We start from the raw sequence: 21117 nt of genomic DNA, 5'->3' as shown, positions 1-21117 counted from the left end.
TAGCGGACATGATATGAGATAATTCACCGCCTCCTCTTGGATCAACTCATAGTTCCATGTTAGTTTTGGACTTCAACCCAACGGCGGTAAAGCTTTTGAATTTGTTTGAGAAGCGCACTAGGAGCTGGTTGATTTGACTCATTTGGCTTCGCTATATCCTGCAATTGCGTCAGGAGTCTGGCTTCTTCGACAGCAACTTCACCATCGCTATAAATTAAGCCACTGATGGCTTCAATCAGATTTTCGCAATCTTCATGACTGGGGCGATCGCCTAGATACTCCCGTACCCAGTCGTAGCATTCTTTTGGCTGCACAGGAACTAATTCGTACAGCCAAGGCTTAATTTCTGGATCGTTAGCTAAACCTTTTGCTTGAGCTATTTCGCGGAGATATTGCCGTTCTTCTGGCTGGATTCTGCCATCGATCCAGGCTGCTCCAATCAGGATTTTAACTAAATTTTTTACATTGGAAGGGGAAACCATTGCTGCCTCCTCTGGTAGATTCAGGCCTCTACCAAATCGTACAATCCCAAACAGTATTCACTCGGAATTATTGTTTTTTCTTAAGCGCACTATAAAAAAACCATCCATGTCCTGTCGGTGGGGCCAAAGTTTAAACCAACCTTGAGGTGTAATATCGGTAGAATCAGGTAACTCAACGCCAACAGGAGACTCAATTTGCCACTGAGGTGAATCAGCTAAAAACGCCGAAACTACTTGTTCATTTTCCGCTGGATGCAATGTACACGTAGCATAAACTAGTACACCACCAGGTTTGACAAAAGTTGATGTATGTGTCAACAATTCTCGTTGCAGCACCGAAAGTTCTCGGACTGATTCTGGTGTCTGTCGCCAACGCGCATCAGCATGACGGTGCATGGTTCCCAAACCAGAACATGGAGCATCGAGTAATACGCGGTCTGCGGTGTTTTGAAATTGCTTGAAGTGGCGACTGTCACCAGTGTAAATTTGAATAGATTGTAAATTTAGCCGTTGAGAATTTTCTTGGAGTTTGCGAAGACGAGAAGCAGTGCGATCGCAAGCCCAAATTTTACCTTTATCTGCCATTAATTCCGCAATGTGGGTTGTTTTCCCCCCTGGTGCAGCACAAGCATCAATTACCACCTCACCTGGTTGGGGGTCGAGCAAATGACTTACCAATTGAGCGCTAGCATCTTGTACAGTCCACCAACCTTCTTTAAAACCCGGTAGTTTTTGAATTGACCCAGTATTACCAATAAATCGTAAAGCTTGGGGTAAATGAGGAATCCGTCTCACCAAAACACCAGCAGATTGCAAAGCCGTCTCAACTTCCTCAATGGAAGTGCGAAGTGGGTTGATGCGTAAATCGATTGTTGGTGATTGGTTCATCCATTCACACAGTTGTTCTGTCTCAGCAAAACCCAGTTGTTCTAACCAAACTTGAACAATCCAATTAGGAAAACTGTGTAAAATGCCCAAGCGTTCCACTGGGTTTTCTGGAAGTTGTAACGGATCGGTATGGAGAGATGAGACAGTGTTTTCTCCCCCTGCCTCCCCTGCTCCCCTGCCCCCCTGCTCCCCTGCTTTTCTAAGATACTGGCGTAATAAACCGTTAACAAAACCCGCCAGTCCAGCAAAACCGTTTTCTTTAGCGAGTTGGACTGTGGTGTTAACAGCAGCTGAGGCGGGAATACGCTCTTGATAACGCAGTTGGTAGAAGCCTAGATGTAAGATGGTGCGGAGGTCTGGTGGTTGTTGATGAGATTTCTTTTTAGCGAATTGATCGATGAGAGTATCGAGGGTGCGTTGCCTTCTGACGCTCCCATAAACCAATTCTGTCACTAAGCGGCGATCGCAATCAGGCAAATTAACTTTTTGCAGCACTCTATCTAGGGCAACATCAGCATAAGCCCCCTTATGAACATCTCGTAGGGCAATAAAAGCTAATTGACGGGGGTTTGTCATGAAAACACGATTCAGGAGTCAGGAGGCTTTTGTATTCTAACTCCCAACTCCTAACTCCCAACTTCTAACTCCTAACTTCTAACTTTCCTATCAAGACATATATGGGTCTACACTGGCAATTTCAAACTCACACGCTCTAGAAACCTGTTCTGCTGGTAATTTTCCAAAGCTGATTAATGGTAAAGAAGTGGGGTCTGCCATTAGTTCTTTTGCTAATAAGAACCCAGTGATTGTCCAAGTTTGATATTTCCTAGCTTGTTTCCCAATCAGTCGCCCTTTTTTCCCATCGTAATACTCTGGCCATTCATCTGTACTAAGTCGTCCTTGGGCAGTTTCAATCGCCTTTTGTGCGAGATTTGTTCTATTAGTTTTTACAGCCGCCGCTGCCAACATCCACATTAAAACAGGCCAACTACCAGCATTATGATACGACCAAGGTATATTTTTGGGGTCACATCCAGTCACAATTCTGTATTCTTCATGTTCCAAAGCTGGGAAACAAATTTTCATTGGCATATCTCCCACCAAATCATCCCATCGTTCCTCAATGAGAGTCATAATCGCTTGTGACTGTTCTTCAGTGGCTAAGTCGGAAATGATTGCCATTAAGTTTCCGAGTGAAAAGAAGCGAGTATCTAGCTGCGATGGCCCGACATTACCTGCTAAATAACCACCTTTTTTTGGCAACCACTTGTCCAATTCATAATAAGGAACAGAATCTACATATATGTTGAACAGATTAACAGCAGCCTTGCCATATTCTTCACTTTTGAAGCGATAAATTGCATTTAGACGATTAATATCTATCCAATAATGCTGGCGAATATGAGCGCATAATAGAGGCAAACGGTTATCAATGGCTTCAACAATATCAGAATTACCTTGACAAATTAGCAGTTCGCGAGATGCACGCAATGCCGTGTAAAAAAGGACTTGCAATTCTAAAGGATGCCCATAAATGCCCATACGACGGTCAATCATACAAGCGCCATCTGGAACCAACAGCGTTGGGTACATATCAAAACGATTTGCCAAGCAGATTTCCATAATTAACCTGATTCCATTTTGGAATTCAGGTTGATAGGCGAGAGAAAAATCTTTTGTGGCGACTATATAAGCGCGCAACAAAATAATCCACCATAAGCAAGAATCTACAGGCGTAACTCTAGCGATCGCATGTTCGCCAAAGTCGGCTTCTAAATATTCTTGCCCATTTTCTGATACCACTTTAAAGCTAGCTGGGATTAATCCTCTTCCTGGCTTATAAGCATCTAATGCCCTTTCTTTAGGCTGTAACTTTAAGGTTTCTTCTAAGAAATTACGAACAATATCTGTTCTACCTTTAATCAGAAAAATTAGAGCGGAAGAGACAAAATCTCGAATAAAGCACTGGTCATAATTGAGCGCTTCTACAGAAACATCATAAGCGGCTACTGTCCCAACAGGGCGACCTTGATAATAGAGAATTGATTTTTCTAGTGCTATCCATGCTTCTTCCACTTCTTTTAAATTCTCAGCAGTTTCCAATTCGTTTAGGTGCATTACCAGAATAACTCCATAAGGATTGTGAATTTGTGGTAGATGTGTCTTCATTTATTACTTTTGCTATTCTCAGCATAACAAAACGATTCTTTGAATAGCAAAGATAATTTGGCAAAAATTCATCAAATAACAAATAATAAATTTGCTGATATTTATGCAAGTTTATTGTTAGTTAATTGCTTGTAATCTATTACTATTTTGGTGAATTATAGCTGTTGTTCTCCACCGCAAGTAGTAAGATAATTCCTAAAAACAGTCACATAAGATATATTTTTAGATTATTTATTGTTCCGTTGTCTGTCCAGAATCTTTGCTTTACCAAACAAAAACATATCTTCAGCGCTGTTTAGGAGTTGTGTGAAGTTAAACTGGTTGCAGTATATTTACTTGAGCAGGATTAGTTTTTGACATTAAGAAGTCAGATTATTCCCCTATTCTCTAATAATTTATAACGTTTTTTCTGAATATGCAAGATGAAGGCTATAAAATTTTAATCTGTCAATACTTCTCAAGGGTTAAATATCTTACCCTGCTGATAGATGAAACGGAACCTTTATGGCAATATAGCCAAAAACAATGAAGAGTACTGAGTCGAAATACCATTCATAAGATACAGAGAATATGCAAAGTACACAAGTACTGAGATTAGCAAAGTGATGTTGATTACTGTTCCCCCGAAGCAGCCTTAAACACTTGTTCAGCAGTTAGATTCAGCTCTGTTAAAGTTGGTGATTGAATTTGGTCATTACCACGAAACTGAGTAACTTGGTACTCACCTTCCACTAATCTGTAAACTGATATTGTCGGTTGTTTGGGATTGCCGATAAACCGTTTTCCACCAAGAGCAGCATAGTCAACAATCCAATATTCTGGAATTCCAATTTACTCATATTCAGCGAATTTGAGAAAGTAATCATCTCGCCAATTTGTACTCACAACCTCTACTACTAATGGAATTGATGCGGCTTGAGTAACTGTTGATGATTTTTTCCAAAGTGGTTCATTAATTAAGTTAGAGATATTCAATACCAGTACATCTGGAATATAACCAGATTTTTGATCGACAGATTTGATTAATGCTTGAGCAGGAATCGAATAAGCTAGATCAAATCTCCGAATTTCAAAATTAAGTTCTCTAATCAGAAATGCTCTGACTAACTCATGTTCCCCCGTCGGCTGCATTTCAACTATTACTCGTTTATGTAATTCATATCTGCCGTTTTCCGGTTTCCATTCGACAAAATCTTCAAAATTGATCGCTTCTACTAAATCTTGAACCATAACACTATTTCCTCAGATATTATTCATATTTGGATTAGCATCGATAAACTGCTAACTTCATATTACCTGTTTATGGAATTCTTTATAAGCTTGATTAATTGCTTGCATTGAGGCTTTTGCAATTGTAGAACTATTAACATCAGGATGATACAATCTTGCTAATCGGCGGTATGCAAGTTTAACAACATTGGGGCGATCGCTCTGATTTACGCCCAAGACTTCCCACCATTCCCCAGATAATCCAGAGTCGAGAGTAAATTGACTCCAAATCTTGATGCTTCCGCCATTACCGCCGCTTACCAGTGTCTTGCCATCAGGGCTAAAAGCAACGGGATTACATCCAGAAAGATTTTGTAGTAATTCCCCAGTGTAGAGGTTCCAAAGTTTGATCGTACCGTCTCTGCTGGCACTGGCGAGGATTTTTCCATCGGGGCTGATGGCAACAGACAAAACCGCAGTTGAGTGTCCAGTCAGAGTAGAGATTAATTCTCCAGTTTGGAGATTCCACAATTTAATTGTGGTGTCTGTGCTACCACTAATAAGAGTTTGACTGTTATGACTAATAACAACTGTATTCACCGCTCCCAAATGTTCAGTGAGAATATTGCGTTGTTCCCAAGTTTTGACATCCCAAAGTCTAATAGTTTTATCGGCGCTACCACTTGCAAGGATTTTACCATCGGGACTGATGGTAACAGATAAAACTGCGTCTGAGTGTCCATTCAATGTGCGTTTTACTGTTCCCGTGTAGCATCCCCAAATTCTAATCGTTTTATCAGCGCTACCACTAACAATAATTGCTCCATCAGGACTATATGCTACCGAGTTAACAAAGCCATTATGACTGTAGGGAGAATTTAAATAAAAGAATGTATGGAGAAATTTTTTAGTGTCTATCTGCCAACTGCTGATTTTGCGATCTACACTACCACTTGCAATCTGCTGTCCATCAGGGCTGATAGCAACAGATAAAACTGCTTCTGCTTGTCCAGAGAACGTGTACAGCCATTTTCCGGTTTTCAAATTCCACAAATTAACTTGTCTGTCATCACTGCCACTAACTAAGGTAATACCATCAGGACTGATTGCGATCGCATTAACTGCCGCTAAGTGACTCTTGAGTGTGCGTACACATCTCCAGGTGTCAGGTAGCTGAGTTGTCAGAGATATTTTTTCTGGTTCAATATGGGGAGTAGAAGCTTTAGGCGTAACAAATTCTGATTTTTTCTTTAATTCAGTCTTAAGCGCTTGTAACTCATCTTCGATTTCCAAACCAGCAAATTTTTGGTTGAGATCGTCACCAGATAAAAATGCTTCTAATTCCATCACTGCTTCATAATAGTAGCCCATCTGCAAAACTTTTTCTTCCATCCGCTCAAAAAGCTGTGCTGGAGTTTCGCTAATTTCAGATTCATCTAGCAGTTTGGCAATACCATAGGCGGCGAGTCCGACTACTGAACCAATTCCCGCCATCGGTACTGCACCAATCCCAAATGCCAGCCCTACTTTCGGTGCGACTAAACCCATACCACCGACGACGCTATAAACACCAGCACCACCGACTGCACCAATTGCCATTGTAGCGAAGGCAGCTGCATCTTTTTCTGCTATGGCTTTAAGAGCGCCATAAGCAGCCGCACCAGCTACAGCGCCAGCACCAACTACAGGAGTTGCACCAATACCGACAGCGCCAAATCCACCTGCTAGCCCCATCCCGCCTACAGTTGCAGAAATACCAACGCCTGTTATGGTTCCACCTGCAATGAATGCCGCACCTGTTTTAGAGTTTTGTATCATTGCCTAATGTTTTCTTGAAATTTTCTAGAGTCATCAGATTTTGTCTGAGTAAAGTTACTGTTGCTTGCTGCTGTTGAAGCTGAGTTAAAAGAACAAGCACAATTTTATTTTGTATTTTTTTATTCACTACAGCTTGAAGAGCTAAATCATCATCATTGTTTTTCAAAGCGTCCTGAAGTTTTTCGTTCCAGCATTTAATTTATTTCTGGGCTTTTTCAAAATCTTTCTCAATACCTTCTTGATTAGCAACAGTGCTGTTGACAGCTTTTTTTGTCTCATGAATAGCCTTTGCTAAAAGTACTTTGCTATCTTTTTTAGATTTAGTTTGCTCTTGGGGTTTAGGTGGTAGCATTAATGCTTTAAGTTGCTCTAATTCATTATCAATCGATACATCAAGTTTTTATATTCAACCGATATATCAACATCTTTATATTCAAAACTGATGAATGTTGGTGAAACCTCACTGGTGTTAGTCTTACTGCGTAATACTTCCTTTTGTGCTTCTGAAATCTTTTGCTCCCAAGATTTCAAACTACTTTTAATTGCGTCTACTTGTGATTGTTGCTCTCCTACAAGTTTTTTTAGTCTACTAGCAATTGCTTGGTATCGTTCCTTTTGGAATTTTGCTTTACTAATTAAATCCTGATTACTTCCTTTCAAAGCAAGTTGATATTCTTGTTCCCATTTATCAGCTTCGGCTTGAGCTTTTGCATAGTCTCGTTGAGCAATTTCTTGGGCTACTCTGGAGTGGCTTGCTCCTTCACGTAACTTTCGTAGCGCATCCTGTGATGATTGATTTTGGTCGTAAAGTCCCATAGTTTATCTGAGTAGCCTTATTACCCAGAGCGTAGACTAATTAATACTGTTACGTCTTCGTAAAAATCACTTAAGCCTTGACTTTTGCTTTTAATGTTATCTCAGAAAAATCTCAGTACAATATTTCATTAATTCGTAGCGAAGCGAAATAAATTAGGCAAAGCTCTGCGTTACTTTGCCTCCCTCTGAGTTTAAAACATGGCGATTTTACGCACTCATTACCAAAGAATCGGAACTAATCTTGATGCGGTTATATTTGAATCACAGGTTAATAGTTGCACTTCATCACCTTTACTCCAAGCAAATTATAGCTTTCTCAACTAACGATCTCGACCGTGGTTGTATGCTTTGCATCCCGATCTTAAATTCGTATCTATTTGGATTAAGGCAGAAATTTATCTCTGTAACTGAGACTTTAGGTAGCGATCGCCAACCTTCATGTACACACTATATTCATTATGTCAAGCAAGCCTGCGCTTTTATTAATCAGCAAATAGGCAAACTTTAACCAAAACCCATAGGCAATCAGGGAATTATCAACAATCCTGATGAAATTTACCGAAAAGATGGAATAACATTTGTGTGTGCTTCAACAAATTGTGTATAAGAATTGAAAATCAAGATATGGCAACATCTAATATCCTCAAAGAACCACAGCTTTTGCGGCTGGGTAGCTTGTTTAGTGGACTGCGTGGCGATTTTACGGGAGGACTAACAGCAGCAGTGGTGGCATTGCCTTTAGCTTTAGCCTTTGCGGTGGCCAGTGGTGTGGAACCGAAGGCGGGACTTTACACCGCGATTGTGGCGGGAATTGTCGCCGCAATTTTTGGTGGTTCCTCAGTACAGATTACAGGACCAACAGGTGCAATGGCTGTAGTTTTGGTGGGAATTGTCGCCAAGTACGGCCTTGAGAAAGTTTGGATTGCTGGGGTGATGGCTGGGATTATCCAGATTGCCTTGGGGGTTGCCAAACTTGGACAGTTAGTAAAGTTTATTCCTTATCCGGTGACGGCAGGTTTTACTAATGGTATTGCCGTGATTATTTTTTGTGGTCAGTTAAATAATTTCTTTGGTTTAAAATTACCGCGTAGCGAACATTTTTTGCCGGGACTTTGGCAAAGTCTAACTCATGTAGAAGCTCTTAATTGGGCAGCAGTTGCCTTAGCTGTTGTGGTGATTGCCACCAATCTTTTGTGGCCGAGGATCAATACAACAATACCAGGTTCTTTAGTGGGACTGGTGTTAGCAACTGCGATCGCTTCTTCCTTGCATTTAAATGTACCAACAATTGGCACGATTCCTCAATCTTTACCGATGCCTCAAGGTATTCCCCACTGGAATGATTTTGGCTTGATTCGAGAACTAATTAACCCGGCTTTGGCTTTAGCTGCACTGGGGAGTATTGAATCTTTGCTATCGGCGGTAGTAGCTGATGGGATGACAGTCAGCGAGAAACATAATAGCGATCGCGAATTAATTGGTCAAGGTTTGGCTAATATGATTGTGCCATTTTTTGGTGGTATTCCTGCCACAGGTGCGATCGCTCGGACTGCTGTAAATGTCCGTTCTGGCGGCAAAACCCGACTATCTGGCGTAATTCACGGTGTTGCTTTAGCGATTATTGTTTTAACTTTAGCACCCTTAGCAGCACAGATTCCTTTAGCAGCACTGGCTGGGATTTTGATGGTGGTTAGCCTGCGAATGGTTGAGTGGGAAGCCATTGGTTTATTGATGCGTGCTACCTACTCCGACTTTGCTGTAATGATTCTCACCTGGCTAGTGACAATCTTGTTTGACTTAGTTCTCGCTGTCGAAGTGGGATTGATTGCAGCTGGAGCCTTGTTCATCAAACGGATGAGCGAATTGAGCCTAGCCAAAATACCTGAAACCGAAGTATTTCCCCCTGGTACGCCTCTGGAATTAGGTAAGGAAATTGCCGTTTATCGGGTAGATGGCCCCGTATTTTTTGGTGCTGCTGAACGGTTTGCTACTTTCCTCCGCGATGAACCGGAAGTAAAGTATTTAATTCTCCGGCTGCGGTTTGTACCAAATATGGACACAACTGGATTAGTAGCCTTAGAGGATATTTATCATGACTTGGAACGGCACAATTGCCGCTTAATTCTCACAGGTTTACAACCTGAAGTCCAACAACTACTAGAACGTACAGGATTGTTAAATACAATTGGGTTGTCAAATTGTTTTGAAACAACCACAGAGGCGATTTGCTCCATCTCTCCTCAGATTGCATGTTCTCAACCTGTAGCGGCTGATTTGAAAACAAAAGAATTGCTGGAATTAATTGACTGAAAATATTTTGACATTAAGAGAATGTTTGAAAAGTCACAAAATATCCTAGAAAGCCCTCTCGAAACCTCTTTACTTCTGAAAAAAGGCTTTGATGTTACCAAAAAAACTTTTTAAACATCCTCTCTATTTCTCCTCTCTCTGCGTTCTCTGTACTAATCGGCGGCAAGTCCCTTTGCATCTACATTAGACCTCTTGCAAAAGTTACTTTTGCAAGAGGCGGGAAAAGGGGTGCATGTTAAAGGGGAAAGGTTTTTTATTCCTTTTCCCTTTCCCCCTTACCCGAATGGCACGCTTGTAAAGCCGAAAGTCTTGTTTAACCTCGTTCCCAGTCTGAAGACTGGGAACGAGTTCCAAGAGGCTCCGCCTCTTCTTTCTTGACCAGAGGCAGAGCCTCGCAAAATGGGTTCCCAGCCTGGAGGCTGGGAACGAGGCAACACAAGACTTTGGATTTATCTTAGTGCTATTCCCCCCTTACCCTTTTCCCTACAAATGCCAAGAAGTCTATTTATTACGAATTACGAATTAATTAAAGCCTGTATTCATTGCTGAATCAGGCTTTTGATATTTTTTATTCAACTCGCACGGAGAACTTCAGTTCAATTACCGAATAGCAAATCCCTCTGGTCTGATTGCATCGCCCAAATCAACGCCCATTAGGTTCGCTCCCTGGATGTTTGCATTTGTCAGATTTGTATCTTCCAAGTCTGCGTTTTGTAGGTTAGCGGTTTGCAGGTTTGCTCCCAGTAGGTTGGCTTTCTCTAAGTCTGCATCAAATAGGTTTGCTCCCACTAGGTTTGCTCCCCAAAGGTTTACCTTGCCTAAATCTGCTCCTTGAAAGTTAGCCCCTTGTAAGTTTGTTTGCTGTAAGTTAGCCCTTTCTAAGTCTGCATTTTGTAAGTTAGCATTTTCCAAGTTTGCTGCTTGCAGGTTTGCATCCTTTAACATTGCCCCAGCGAGGTTACAGCCAACACATTCATTAGTTTGTAATAAATGTCTAAGGTTATCTGCTACTGACACTATTGGCGATACAACTGGTGATATTACTGGTGGTGTTACAGGCTCTATTGGTAATTGAAGCGGAGATATTACTGGTGGTGTTACAGGCTCTATTGGCGATTCAATTGGAGCTAGTTCAGATTCCGTAGGTATGGATGGTGTTAGTGTTTGCGCTCTAGCGCTGGGCTGGATAAGCAGAGTAAATCCCGCTACAATTACCAGAAACACTGCTTTTACGAGCCACTGAGTTAATTTTTTAGAGTTGGATTGATTCATTAGTTCCTTCACGATCTGATTCCTATTGGTGGACTTGCTTTTATAAGAGCCATCGATAATGTGCTTTATTTTCACTTTAGATAAGTTGATTGATAAGAGCAAATATTATTGTTATTCATATTGATAAATTCAAGTGATTAAAAAATCTATTTGGATGGGAACCGATCGCTGATTTGTTTGCTTACATCATCAAAAATTGCGATCGCCTGGAGCGTCCACTGGAGGGAGCGATCGCCTCATACCTAATTCCCAAGCATTGCCAGACTAGGTAAAAGTCGATATGTTTCACTTTTAATTAAGATAGACAGTCCTAAGTAAATTAAGATAAAGGGGAAAATTTTGCGACCGTAGCGAGTTAAAACGGGAGTCATCAGAGGATTACGAGTCAGGTTGTAAGAGAGCAAGCACCACACCCCAACACTGCAATAACAAACACACAGAATTACACCCAAACTTGGAAGATTGCTACTGGCAAACAACGGTACATAAATCCCAATGTTGTTTCCTCCATTGGCAATGGTGACAGCAGAAACACGGTAAGTTTGAGGATCGCGGATGGTTGCTAATAGTGATTTCTTCTGGCGTCCAGATTTTACCGGAGAGTTTAAGTCAACTGACACCGCTTGCACTGTCTCTTCTTGTTCTTCTCGACTGATGAGATGACTGATACCAATGGTGATGGGAAGTAAACCTAGTAAACCAATCCAGCTGCTAGGAATAATCAGACCGCCGAAGAAACCAGGGAGACTAGCACATACTAAGGTAGTAAATCCCAGGAATTCACCGAGAACAATATGCTTAGGACGAAAATTACGATTGACTTTCCCAAAAAAAGCTGTCAAATATAAGTTGTCGTCAAAGGTAGTTGCAAAAGCGACAGAGATTCCAATCAATAATGTACTAATTAGCCAAGCCATAATTGTTGCTCACAGTAATTCAATGCTGTTTTGTCTTAATCCTCTCTGCTTCTCGATCTGAGGGCAGGTTAGGAGATTTTGTGACTGTTTTTCTAACGACAACCGAGTGATATTCGTTATTTATCAGCCAATGACCCAATTTTTAGAGGCATTGCCTCCAATCAAATTGGTGATTTTTTTCTCAGCAAGGTACCTTGGGAGCTCATGAAGTCAATATTATGGCTTTCAGCCAAATAAGAGCAAATACTCTTGTTTTTTAAAATGATAAATAAAAGTGATTGACAAAATTACTAGATGTTTTCGGCTTTGTACCCATTGACACTTATGAGGGAAAAACGGAAAGAAAAAACCTTTAACCTTTTCCCGAAACTAAATTCTGAGTTCAAAATGCACAAAACGAGTAGTATTGAATACTGAGCTATTGTTTGAGAAACTTCTATGCAATCGCTCTTATTGAAGAGAAGCGTTGTCAGATGATAAAGGCTCGGATATCCTTGACGGCTAGCATTCAACATCGGTAATATGACTAATCGCCCTCTGACTTCAGTTTTGAGATGTTCAGTAATGTTGAATTTTTAACTTGTAATTATGCTAACCAGTGTTGACCGTTTATTATTTGTCCGGCGAGTCCCGATTTTTAAGGAATTGCGGGATGATTTTATTGTGCGGCTCACTTCAGTGATGAACGAATTGTCATTCCCAGCTAATTACACCATCTTTCGACAGGGAGAAGAAGGGCGATCGCTCTATATTGTCGTCTCCGGTCGAGTTAAAGTTCACATTGGGAATAAACAGTTGGCAGAGGTGGAACAGGGAAAATATTTTGGTGAGATGGCAGTATTCGATACTCAACCTCGATCTGCGACTGCCACGACTTTGGAACCTTGTGAATTTTTAGAACTGACGCAAGAGCAACTATATGATGCGATCGAAGAAACTCCCGAAATTGCGGTGAATATCATTCGTGAGTTATCCCGTTTGATTCGCAGATTGAACGACGATATGAATGTAAGCTCTTTGCGGAGTTAATAGGCAAATGTAGAGATGTAGCACTGCTACGTCTCTACAAGGCTTCTGAATAATCTAAAATGTGGTTCAAAATAAATGAAAACTGCTGTAAGTTTGATTATTAAACTCAGCACTGATCACTGCTTATTATTTAGGTTCACCCACACCCGGAGTTTCTTCTTTATCAACTTTAGGCACAAAATCAGGACGTTCTTTGCTTTCCCAACCTGCGGGGCGTTTCGAGTTGTACCAAGCTATTGAGCCAATGGTGACAGCAGCAACAAAACCAACGACATACACCAAGGTAAAAGCAACAGGAAAATGAGGGGCAGCATCTATAGCTGGTGCTGCTGTTTGCATAAATAATAAATTCATGAGTATATTCTCCACAGTCAGGTAACACTATTGAACACCCTATAAGATGAGCGTATCACCTAACATCCCTCTGTAGTTTAGTTTGAGCAACTTCATATTGCATAAAAAAGGCAGAGGGGAGGGGGAAGTCGCTGACATATATAGGTTTGTTGCACCTGTCAGCCTGCCCCACTGCCTATTTTTCAGCATTTATATCTTTGCCATGCAGACTCGACTATTTCAGCAATGATTTCTGTATATGTCATACCACCCAAACGTCCGATCATTGGTAAGTCTGAGCGGATATGATGTAGCCCTGGCAATGGGTTAACCTCCATAAACTGCAACACACCACTAGGATCGCAGCGTAGATCCACACGGGCAGCATCACGGCAACCAAGAGTATGGTAAGCATCCAGCGCTAGTTGCCTTGCCTGTGCTGCCAGTGGTTCGGGATCTATGAGCAAACGATAAGATACCCGTTCCAAATACTCATCTTTATTGAGGGTGGTGTAGGCGAAAGCTTCCACTTGACCTGTAAAAATTACTTCCATCACACCTACTACCCGTGAGTTGCTACCGTTGCCAATAATGCCTACTGTTACTTCTCTACCAGGAAGAAAGGTTTCCACGAGTATTGGTTGCCCAAAAAGTTCGTGTAACACTTGATAAGTATTGACTAGCTCCTCGCGTTCTTTGACAAGAGAACGCCCAGTTACCCCTTTAGAACTGCCTTCCGCCATAGGCTTAAGGAAAAGTGGCATTGGCAACGACACAGCTGCTGCCTCTGCGGTAGTATTCGCAACCTCAAAGGGAGCTGTCGGCAAACCGCGATCGCGCACTACTCTCTTAGTTAGTGCCTTGTCTAACGTCAGGGCGCAGGTAAGCGGATCGGAAAAGGTGTAAGCTTGAGCGAATAATTCGCAGATTGCCGGGACTTGAGCTTCGCGAGAACGACCCTTCAAACCCTCAGCAATATTGAAAACCAGATCCCAGCGATCGCCTTTTGCCAAACGTACAGCAAGTTCTCTACCATTACCGACACGTTCAACCTGATGACCTAACTGCAATAGTGCAGTTTCCAGCCCGATGATGGTTTCTTCATCGTCGAACTCCATCACCTCAGAGGCATTGAAACCAGCCTGTAGGTAATCTGCCTTCAGGTCATAACACAGACCAATAAATAACCCCATAGCCCGATAATTCCCAGTGAGAAAGCTTTCTCTGTTCGCTTTAACGTACAAATCAAATATCTTAATTAAAGAATTTCGATTACTAAATCCTTAATTAAGTGAAAATATCTCATCAACAACCTCAAACCATATAGGAGATTTATCATCAGGAGAACCATTGTAGTTAGCAGTAATTTCTTCTCCCACTTCTATATCTCGGTAGGCAATCAGATCCAACTCTCGGTCAGCGAATTTTTTCACATAATAAGCATTGGGATTGTAGGAATGGTTGATCAAGGAAGATAAACCTAGAGCGATCGCCGCAGCTTTATCTTCCCAATCGTAGTAATAGTTGCCCAAAATTGTTTTATCTAGGAATTCAACTTGTTCTGCGGGTATAACAACAACTGGCACTCTCTCAATGAGTTCTCCTTTCAAAAAGTGCTTCTGTGCGAAGACACCTCGACCTTTGAGGTTTGTATTACCAACAATCAACATTCCAACTAATCTCCTGCAATTACTTAGTTTTTTGGTTTGCCAAGAACTCAACAGAACCTATTCCAACTGACCTTTTTTAACGATCGCAAGCAACTTACAGGAGAATTCAGGAAGTAAAACAGGCTTTATACCTGGCTTTGAGACGAATGCTTGTGTACCTCACTTTCCTTGAAATCTGCTGTATATATAGGGTTAAACCTACTTTACTGGATCTACATAGGTGTACGTCTTACCTGCCCAATTTTGCACTGTAGCTGTACCATTCTCATAAGCAACTAGAGCTTCAGCTTGAATTGGGACTTTGCCACCGCCACCAGGGGCATCAATTACATAGGTTGGGACAGCGTAGCCAGTAGTATGACCGCGTAATTTAGAAATTAAATCAAGCCCAGTTTGCACGCTCGTTCGCAGATGTGCAGTCCCAACAACAGGGTCGCATTGATAAAGATAATAAGGTCGTACACGCAGCTTAAGAAGACCGTGAAACAGATTCTTCAGGGCTTTTTCAGAATCATTCACACCTTTTAACAGCACGGTTTGACTGCCTAGAGGAATGCCGCCATCAGCGAGGCGATCGCAAGCTTGTGCCACTTCTGGGGTAAGTTCCTGCACATGACAAAAGTGCAAAGATAGCCACACACGATGTTTACGTAGCAAGGCAACCAGTTCTGGTGTAATTCGCTGCGGTAAAAAACTCGGCACGCGGGAACCAATGCGGATAAATTCAATATGCTTAATGGCACGCAGCCGCCTCAGCAAATTGTCTAAAGGTTCATCAGCCATCAATAGAGGATCGCCACCGGAAATTAGCACATCACGGATCTCGGTGTGTTCCTCCAAGTAAGCAGCGATCGCATCCAACCGCCGCGTTACTGGGTACATCTCACCTTGGCTCACCAAACGAGAGCGGGTGCAGTAACGACAATAAGCAGCGCAGCTGTCTAGGGCAAGCAGCAACACTCGGTCAGGATAGCGGTGTACCAGTCCTGGTACTGGAGTGTCGCCATCCTCACCGCATGGATCTACCATGTCTGCTGGACTAACTATTAGTTCTTCTTGCCGTGGTATCACTTGTAACCGTAGCGGACAAAGGGGATCTTCTGGATCGAGTAGTGATGCAAAATATGGAGTTACGGCTACAGCAAACTTCTCTGGTGCAATTAAAAGTCCCTGTTCTTCGGTAGCACTAAGCCTGAATAACTTCTGAAAGTGTTCTAACTTAGTCAACCGATGCCGCATTTGCCAGCGCCAATCGTTCCAGTGTTCCTGGTTGTAAGTTTCTCCCAAAATCTGACAAATTTCTTCACACCGAGTATCAGTTACTAGAGGATCTAGAGTAATGTTTTTGATCATGATTAGACCGAAATTAAGCTGAGAATAATAAACCAATCACAGCCTAATAGAGTGCGGCGCAAATCCAGCTACCATCTCAATTAAGCAAGCAGACAAGTAAGGGCAATTCATGAATTTCCCCTGCTCAAGTCCCTTGTTAAAGGTAAGCAAATTTATCTCACAGTGTATTAGTATGTTTACTTAGATTTTTAGGTAAAACAAAAAAATTTACTTTCAAGTTTCTGACAAGTATGTTTCTATACCAAGTATATTTATACTGCGATCGTAGCGATCGCTCAATCTACAACTTGTGTAGATAATCCAGCCAGCTACGTTACATTTGATTACGTTGGGCGATCGCGATTGTGCCAAGAAGACAACTCGATTGAAGAAGAATTCAGAAGCAAAGCCAAGGACGCTCCGCTCCTGACTCCTGAATTCTGTTCGATAAATGATATACTCGGAATTCTGAACTGTATTGAAGTCTAGAATTGAAGCAACTGGTTAACTTTAATATTTAGTCATTTGGTATTTGCTTGAGTAAAGCTATCCACATATCAGATGGAGCGGAGTAATAATCAATTTCTTCAACTTGATATTGATAAGATTCACAACCTTCTCGTAAAATAATGCGATCGCAAGTTTTAACGCTTTTCCCTACTCCAGTCATGTAGCCGATTGTTCCTTCATTGAGGCGCTCAAATATGTAGTCGCCTCCACAAACTTGTTGTCTGTAATCATGGATTTTATTCTTTTGTTTGAATTCTGTTACTGGAGAGATAACTAGAGCTAATTTATTTAAAAAACTAGAACTTAAATTCATACCTGTTATGATTGAAGAGAAGGCACTTAAAAACATTTAAAATAGAACTTATAATTTATTTAAAAGCCATTCTTTTAAATTTACAGTACTATTAACCGCAGATTCAACTGTAAAATCACCTAACTGTTAGACAAGATTTGGTGAGATATAAGTTTTTTGCTTAACTATCTAGTATTAATTAATAAGCTTTTTATGTCTTGAAAATGTCATATATGTATATATTTTAATAAAAATATAATTTAGTTACTACTTGTCGTAGCTAGAGCTACATCTATCTGCTTCAGTAGTACTTCTAGGGTAGAAGAGTTATCTAAAATGACATCTGCATGAGCCACTTTTTCTTCGATGGATAATTGGCTGTTAATCCTGGCACGTGCCTGTTCTCTGTTTAAATGGTTTCGTTGTATCAATCTTTGTAGTTGTTGCTCTTGAGAACACCGCACTACCCAGATTTCTGTTATCAAATCAGTCATTCCAGCTTCAAATAATAGAGGCACTACTAACACCAGTATTTGTGACGAAGACTGGGCAATGGCTTTGAGGAAGCGATCGCGCACAGCAGGATGAATCAAATTGTCTATCCAGTTGCGTTCATCTTGACGATTAAAGATAATTTCGCCTAGCTTTTGGCGGTTGAGGCTGCCATCTGGTAGTAAAATTTGTTCGCCATAACGTTGAGCGATCGCACCCAAAATAGGCGAACCTAAAGATACTGCCTCTCTAGCATAAATATCTGCATCCAAAATCGGCAGATTATAAGTGCTAGCTAAATAATTGGTGACAGTGGTTTTGCCTGTGGCGATACCACCAGTTAAGCCGATTATGCGTTTTGTCATTAGTCATTAGTCATTTGTCATTTGTCATTTGTCATTCTCCTCTGCTCCCCTGCTCCCCTGCTCCCTCATCTAAGAATTTGTCGCCCATGCGATCAGTGCTTGGGTTAAACCATCTAAAGTGTATTCTTCGGCTTCCACATCCACACGTCCGAATAAATCATGGCAAGTTTTAGAGGTTTGGGGGCCGATAGAGGCAATACAAACTCCCTCTAATAATTGGCTAGGATCGGAGTTGTTGGCAAATATATTATTAGTAAGTTGACAGAAAAATTGTACAGTTTTAGAACTGGCAAAGGTGATTGCATCTACCTTGCGGTTTTGGAGAGCTAACTTTGCCGCAGGTGGAATACTACTAGGACAACAAGATTGATATGCCGCAACTTCTATCACCTTTGCTCCCTTGAGAGTTAATTCCTTAACTAAAACTTCTCTGCCGCCGCTTTCAACTCTGGGAAATAACACCTTTTTACCATCTAATCGATCTGGGAAATTTTCCACTAAAGAATCGGCAACAAAGTTGGGGGGAATAAAATCTACTTGCAGAGAGCGTTGTTTGAGACTTTGGGCTGTTTTCTCACCAACGACGGCAATTTTGACACCTGCTAAAGCACGGCTATCTTTACCTTGGGTAGTTAGCCTTTCAAAAAAGTAGTCTATGCCATTGGTAGAAGTAAGAATTAACCAGTCGAAGTCAGATAAATGAGCGATCGCATTATCCAAAGCTTCCCAACTGGAGGGGGGGCCGATTTCTAAGGTAGGCATTTCGATGACTGTTGCACCTGATGCAATGAGGCGATCGCTAAATTGACTCGATTGCCCAATTGAGCGTGTTACCAAGATCATTTTACCAGTAAGGGGAGATAGGGGGAAATTGCTTGACATAGCAGGGGGGCTAAAAGTTTTGCCTGTAGTAGAAACCTGACAATCTATTTTCTCAGGTTGTAAGTACTTGCGTAGCCCAACAACTTCGCCAATCACAATTACCGCCGGAGAAAGGGATAATCCGGCGGTTTGTTTTAGAATATTGCTCAGTTGCGCCGTCCAAATTTGTTGATCGTGAGTTCCTGCCCAACGGATGATGGCAATGGGTGTTAAGTGCGATCGCCCGTGTTTTACCAGTTGATCTATAATCTCTGCTAGATGTCGCCCTCCCATCAAAATTACCAGTGTCTCTAAGCGTGAGAGCGCCTCCCAGTCTAAAACCTCTGGTTCATGAGCTGTAAGCACTGCAAAAGTTCGGCTTAACACCGGATCTGTTAGAGGAATTCCTGCCAATAAAGGTGCAGCGAGGGCTGAGGAAATTCCTGGTACTAGTTCAAAATCACAACCGGATGCTTTCAACGCTTCTATTTCGGAAATGCAACGCCCAAAAATTAAAGGATCACCTGATTTGAGCCGTATAACTTGTTTTCCTTGCAGACAGTGTTTTACCAGTAACTTGTTAATCTGGGCTTGGCTTGTACTGGGTTTGCCACCGCGTTTCCCGACATCCAATTTCAGACAATCATCTGGTACGCACTGCAATAATTGAGCATCTATTAAAGCATCGTAGACTAGCACTTGAGCAGCAGCTAAAAGATTGTAAGCTTTTACTGTCAGGTATGCTGCATCTCCAGGCCCAGCACCTACGAGGTAGACTTTACCCCTTTCATTTGTCATTTGTCATTTGTCATTTGTCATTTGTTATTCTCGCCTGCTCCTCGGTCACTGAGCGTAGCCGAAGTGCTGCTCCTCTGCTCCTTATGCCCCATGCCCTACACCTTTATTCAATTCGTCTGGGTATTAATTTTTTGGATTAGCCGATCGACTTGCTCAACCATCTCCTTGTTTTTATCAGCTTGAAATAATTCTCTAGCTTTTTTGAGATTAACGATCGCTTCTTTTGACTGTTGTTGTCTTCCTAAAGTGATTCCCAAATTATAGTAAGTGAATGCATCGTTGGGGACGAGGCTAATGGCTTTTTTGTAATGTGCGATCGCTTCTTGAGGTTTACCTCGATCGTCCATCGCATTTCCCAAACCTGTGTAAGCTTGTGCGTGTTTGGGATCGAGACGAATTGCTTCGGTATAGCCAGCGATTGCTTCTGTGAGCTTGCCTTGAGCGTAAAAAGCACTTGCTAAATTATAGTGAGCGTCTGCATAGTTGGGAGCGAAGCTGATGGCTTTTTTGTAATGTGCGATCGCTTCTTCTAGTTTGCCTTGAGCGTACAGAGTATTTCCCAAGGCATTATAACCTGCTGGGTTTTTCGGAGCGAGGCGAATGGCTTCGGTATAGTTGGCGATTGCTTCTGCTGGCTTTGCTTGAGCGTACAAGGCGTTTCCTAAGTAATAGTAAGCGTCTGCATAGTTGGGATCGAAGCTAATAGATTTTTTATACTGAGTAACTGCTTCTGCTAGCTCACCTCGATCGTAGAGAGCATTTCCTAAACGGGTGTAAGTCGGTGCATAGTCTGGTTTGAGGCGAATAGCTGCTGTATATTCGGTAACTGCTTCTTTTAGCTTGCCTTGAGCGTAGAAAGCGTTTCCTAAGTTATAGTGAGCTTCAGCATACTTGGGTTCAAGGCTGATGGCTTTTTTGTATTGGGCGATCGCAGGTTCTAATTGATTCAGTCTTGCTAAAGTCAAACCGAGATTAAAATATGCTCTAGAGTCTTGAGGATCGAGACTAATGGCTTTATTGTATTGAGCGATCGCTTCTTGTGGTTTACCGCGATCGTCGAGAGTATTTCCCAAAGCAATATAAGCTTGTGCAAAATTGGGTTCTAGTTCAATTGCCTTCCGAAAAGCCGCCTCTGCTCCCTTTAAATCTCCCTGTTTATAGAGATTGTTTCCTTGCTCGAAGTTAGCAACTGCGTTTTTGTTCCGAATAACTGCGGACTGAGTATTTGGAATTTTTGCGAAAATAACGCCAATATTTTGACCAAAAGCAGTATTCCCATTACTCAAACACAAGCAGATAATAGCTGCTACCAGTAGATTCTTGTTTTTCAGCATTTTTCTTACCTTACCTGCTTGGTTTACATCTAATCTCAAGTTCGGTTAATTGCCATCATAAAAGTACCCCATCTCAGCCCTTCCTTACTTGCTATTTGGGGAGCAAAAGCGTAGCTTTGGCGGAGTTATAGCAGGAATTATAAGTGATTAAGCTAACTTGATACAAGTGTAATTTCATATAAAGAGACTTCTTGGCATTTGTCGGTAAAAGGGAAAGGGG

The 21117-nt window shown here is 41.7% G+C and carries 19 protein-coding genes and 1 pseudogene; 2 read left to right on the top strand and 18 right to left on the bottom strand.

The annotated features are described in order from the left end of the window. Positions 1 to 59 precede the first annotated feature (59 nt). The 8 genes and pseudogenes from RM368_RS24385 to RM368_RS24350 all read right to left on the bottom strand — a co-directional run bounded on the left by RM368_RS24385 (position 60) and on the right by RM368_RS24350 (position 7382). Positions 60 to 482, bottom strand: a complete 423-nt coding sequence (locus RM368_RS24385) for a TerB family tellurite resistance protein (RefSeq protein ID WP_322696427.1) — start codon at positions 480 to 482, stop codon at positions 60 to 62. Between the two features lie 57 nt (positions 483 to 539). Beyond that, on the bottom strand, positions 540 to 1946 hold the full coding sequence (locus RM368_RS24380) for a 16S rRNA (cytosine(967)-C(5))-methyltransferase (RefSeq protein ID WP_322696426.1): 1407 nt from the start codon (positions 1944 to 1946) through the stop codon (positions 540 to 542). Between the two features lie 90 nt (positions 1947 to 2036). Then, on the bottom strand, positions 2037 to 3488 hold the full coding sequence (locus tag RM368_RS24375) for a glycoside hydrolase 100 family protein (RefSeq protein WP_322696442.1): 1452 nt from the start codon (positions 3486 to 3488) through the stop codon (positions 2037 to 2039). A gap of 663 nt (positions 3489 to 4151) precedes the next feature. Continuing rightward, positions 4152 to 4769 (bottom strand): annotated as a pseudogene (locus RM368_RS24370) (Uma2 family endonuclease). 57 nt (positions 4770 to 4826) lie between these two features. Then, a complete protein-coding gene (locus tag RM368_RS24365) occupies positions 4827 to 6566 on the bottom strand; it encodes a DnaJ domain-containing protein (protein WP_322696425.1) in 1740 nt (579 codons plus the stop codon). After that, the gene (locus tag RM368_RS24360; protein ID WP_322696424.1) at positions 6550 to 6732 is read right to left on the bottom strand and encodes a hypothetical protein; all 183 of its coding nucleotides are present in this window, start codon (positions 6730 to 6732) and stop codon (positions 6550 to 6552) included. The genes RM368_RS24365 and RM368_RS24360 overlap by 17 nt, the downstream gene beginning before the upstream one ends. A 33-nt stretch (positions 6733 to 6765) precedes the next feature. After that, positions 6766 to 6918 (bottom strand): hypothetical protein, encoded by a 153-nt coding sequence (locus RM368_RS24355; protein WP_322696423.1) that lies wholly within the window; start codon positions 6916 to 6918, stop codon positions 6766 to 6768. Between the two features lie 17 nt (positions 6919 to 6935). Next, entirely contained in the window at positions 6936 to 7382 is a 447-nt protein-coding gene (locus RM368_RS24350; protein WP_322696422.1) for a hypothetical protein, read from the bottom strand. A gap of 624 nt (positions 7383 to 8006) precedes the next feature. Between RM368_RS24350 and RM368_RS24345 the strand changes: the two genes are divergently transcribed. After that, the gene (locus RM368_RS24345; protein ID WP_322696421.1) at positions 8007 to 9692 is read left to right on the top strand and encodes a SulP family inorganic anion transporter; all 1686 of its coding nucleotides are present in this window, start codon (positions 8007 to 8009) and stop codon (positions 9690 to 9692) included. Between the two features lie 600 nt (positions 9693 to 10292). On the opposite strand, the gene RM368_RS24340 is transcribed toward RM368_RS24345, so the two are convergent. Continuing rightward, on the bottom strand, positions 10293 to 10964 hold the full coding sequence (locus RM368_RS24340; protein WP_322696420.1) for a pentapeptide repeat-containing protein: 672 nt from the start codon (positions 10962 to 10964) through the stop codon (positions 10293 to 10295). A gap of 242 nt (positions 10965 to 11206) precedes the next feature. Continuing rightward, on the bottom strand, positions 11207 to 11881 hold the full coding sequence (locus tag RM368_RS24335; protein WP_322696419.1) for a cadmium resistance transporter: 675 nt from the start codon (positions 11879 to 11881) through the stop codon (positions 11207 to 11209). Positions 11882 to 12469: 588 nt separating this feature from the next. Between RM368_RS24335 and RM368_RS24330 the strand changes: the two genes are divergently transcribed. Beyond that, the gene (locus RM368_RS24330; protein ID WP_322696418.1) at positions 12470 to 12910 is read left to right on the top strand and encodes a cyclic nucleotide-binding domain-containing protein; all 441 of its coding nucleotides are present in this window, start codon (positions 12470 to 12472) and stop codon (positions 12908 to 12910) included. Positions 12911 to 13036: 126 nt separating this feature from the next. Here the strand turns inward: RM368_RS24330 and psb35 are convergent, their stop codons facing one another. The 8 genes from psb35 to RM368_RS24290 all read right to left on the bottom strand — a co-directional run bounded on the left by psb35 (position 13037) and on the right by RM368_RS24290 (position 20897). Beyond that, positions 13037 to 13264 (bottom strand): photosystem II assembly protein Psb35, encoded by a 228-nt coding sequence (psb35, locus tag RM368_RS24325; protein ID WP_322674798.1) that lies wholly within the window; start codon positions 13262 to 13264, stop codon positions 13037 to 13039. 182 nt (positions 13265 to 13446) lie between these two features. Next, positions 13447 to 14487, bottom strand: coding sequence for a D-alanine--D-alanine ligase (locus tag RM368_RS24320; protein WP_322696417.1), 1041 nt, complete (start codon positions 14485 to 14487; stop codon positions 13447 to 13449). A gap of 39 nt (positions 14488 to 14526) precedes the next feature. Beyond that, a complete protein-coding gene (locus RM368_RS24315) occupies positions 14527 to 14913 on the bottom strand; it encodes an SET domain-containing protein (RefSeq protein WP_322696416.1) in 387 nt (128 codons plus the stop codon). Positions 14914 to 15111: 198 nt separating this feature from the next. After that, a complete protein-coding gene (locus RM368_RS24310) occupies positions 15112 to 16266 on the bottom strand; it encodes a KamA family radical SAM protein (RefSeq protein WP_322696415.1) in 1155 nt (384 codons plus the stop codon). 496 nt (positions 16267 to 16762) lie between these two features. Next, positions 16763 to 17068, bottom strand: coding sequence for a hypothetical protein (locus RM368_RS24305; RefSeq protein ID WP_322696414.1), 306 nt, complete (start codon positions 17066 to 17068; stop codon positions 16763 to 16765). Between the two features lie 239 nt (positions 17069 to 17307). Then, entirely contained in the window at positions 17308 to 17904 is a 597-nt protein-coding gene (gene coaE / locus RM368_RS24300; protein WP_322696413.1) for a dephospho-CoA kinase, read from the bottom strand. A gap of 69 nt (positions 17905 to 17973) precedes the next feature. After that, the gene (gene cobA, locus RM368_RS24295; RefSeq protein ID WP_322696412.1) at positions 17974 to 19563 is read right to left on the bottom strand and encodes a uroporphyrinogen-III C-methyltransferase; all 1590 of its coding nucleotides are present in this window, start codon (positions 19561 to 19563) and stop codon (positions 17974 to 17976) included. Positions 19564 to 19670: 107 nt separating this feature from the next. Next, positions 19671 to 20897 carry a tetratricopeptide repeat protein gene (locus tag RM368_RS24290; protein ID WP_322696411.1) on the bottom strand — a complete coding sequence of 409 codons (1227 nt, stop codon included), beginning with the start codon at positions 20895 to 20897 and terminating at the stop codon, positions 19671 to 19673. Positions 20898 to 21117 lie beyond the last annotated feature (220 nt).

The organism is Nostoc sp. DedSLP03 (genome assembly GCF_034530815.1).
In the GTDB taxonomy this organism is placed as follows: domain Bacteria; phylum Cyanobacteriota; class Cyanobacteriia; order Cyanobacteriales; family Nostocaceae; genus Nostoc.
Note: the sequence above shows the minus strand (reverse complement) of the source record. Positions and strands in the feature narration are given on the sequence as shown.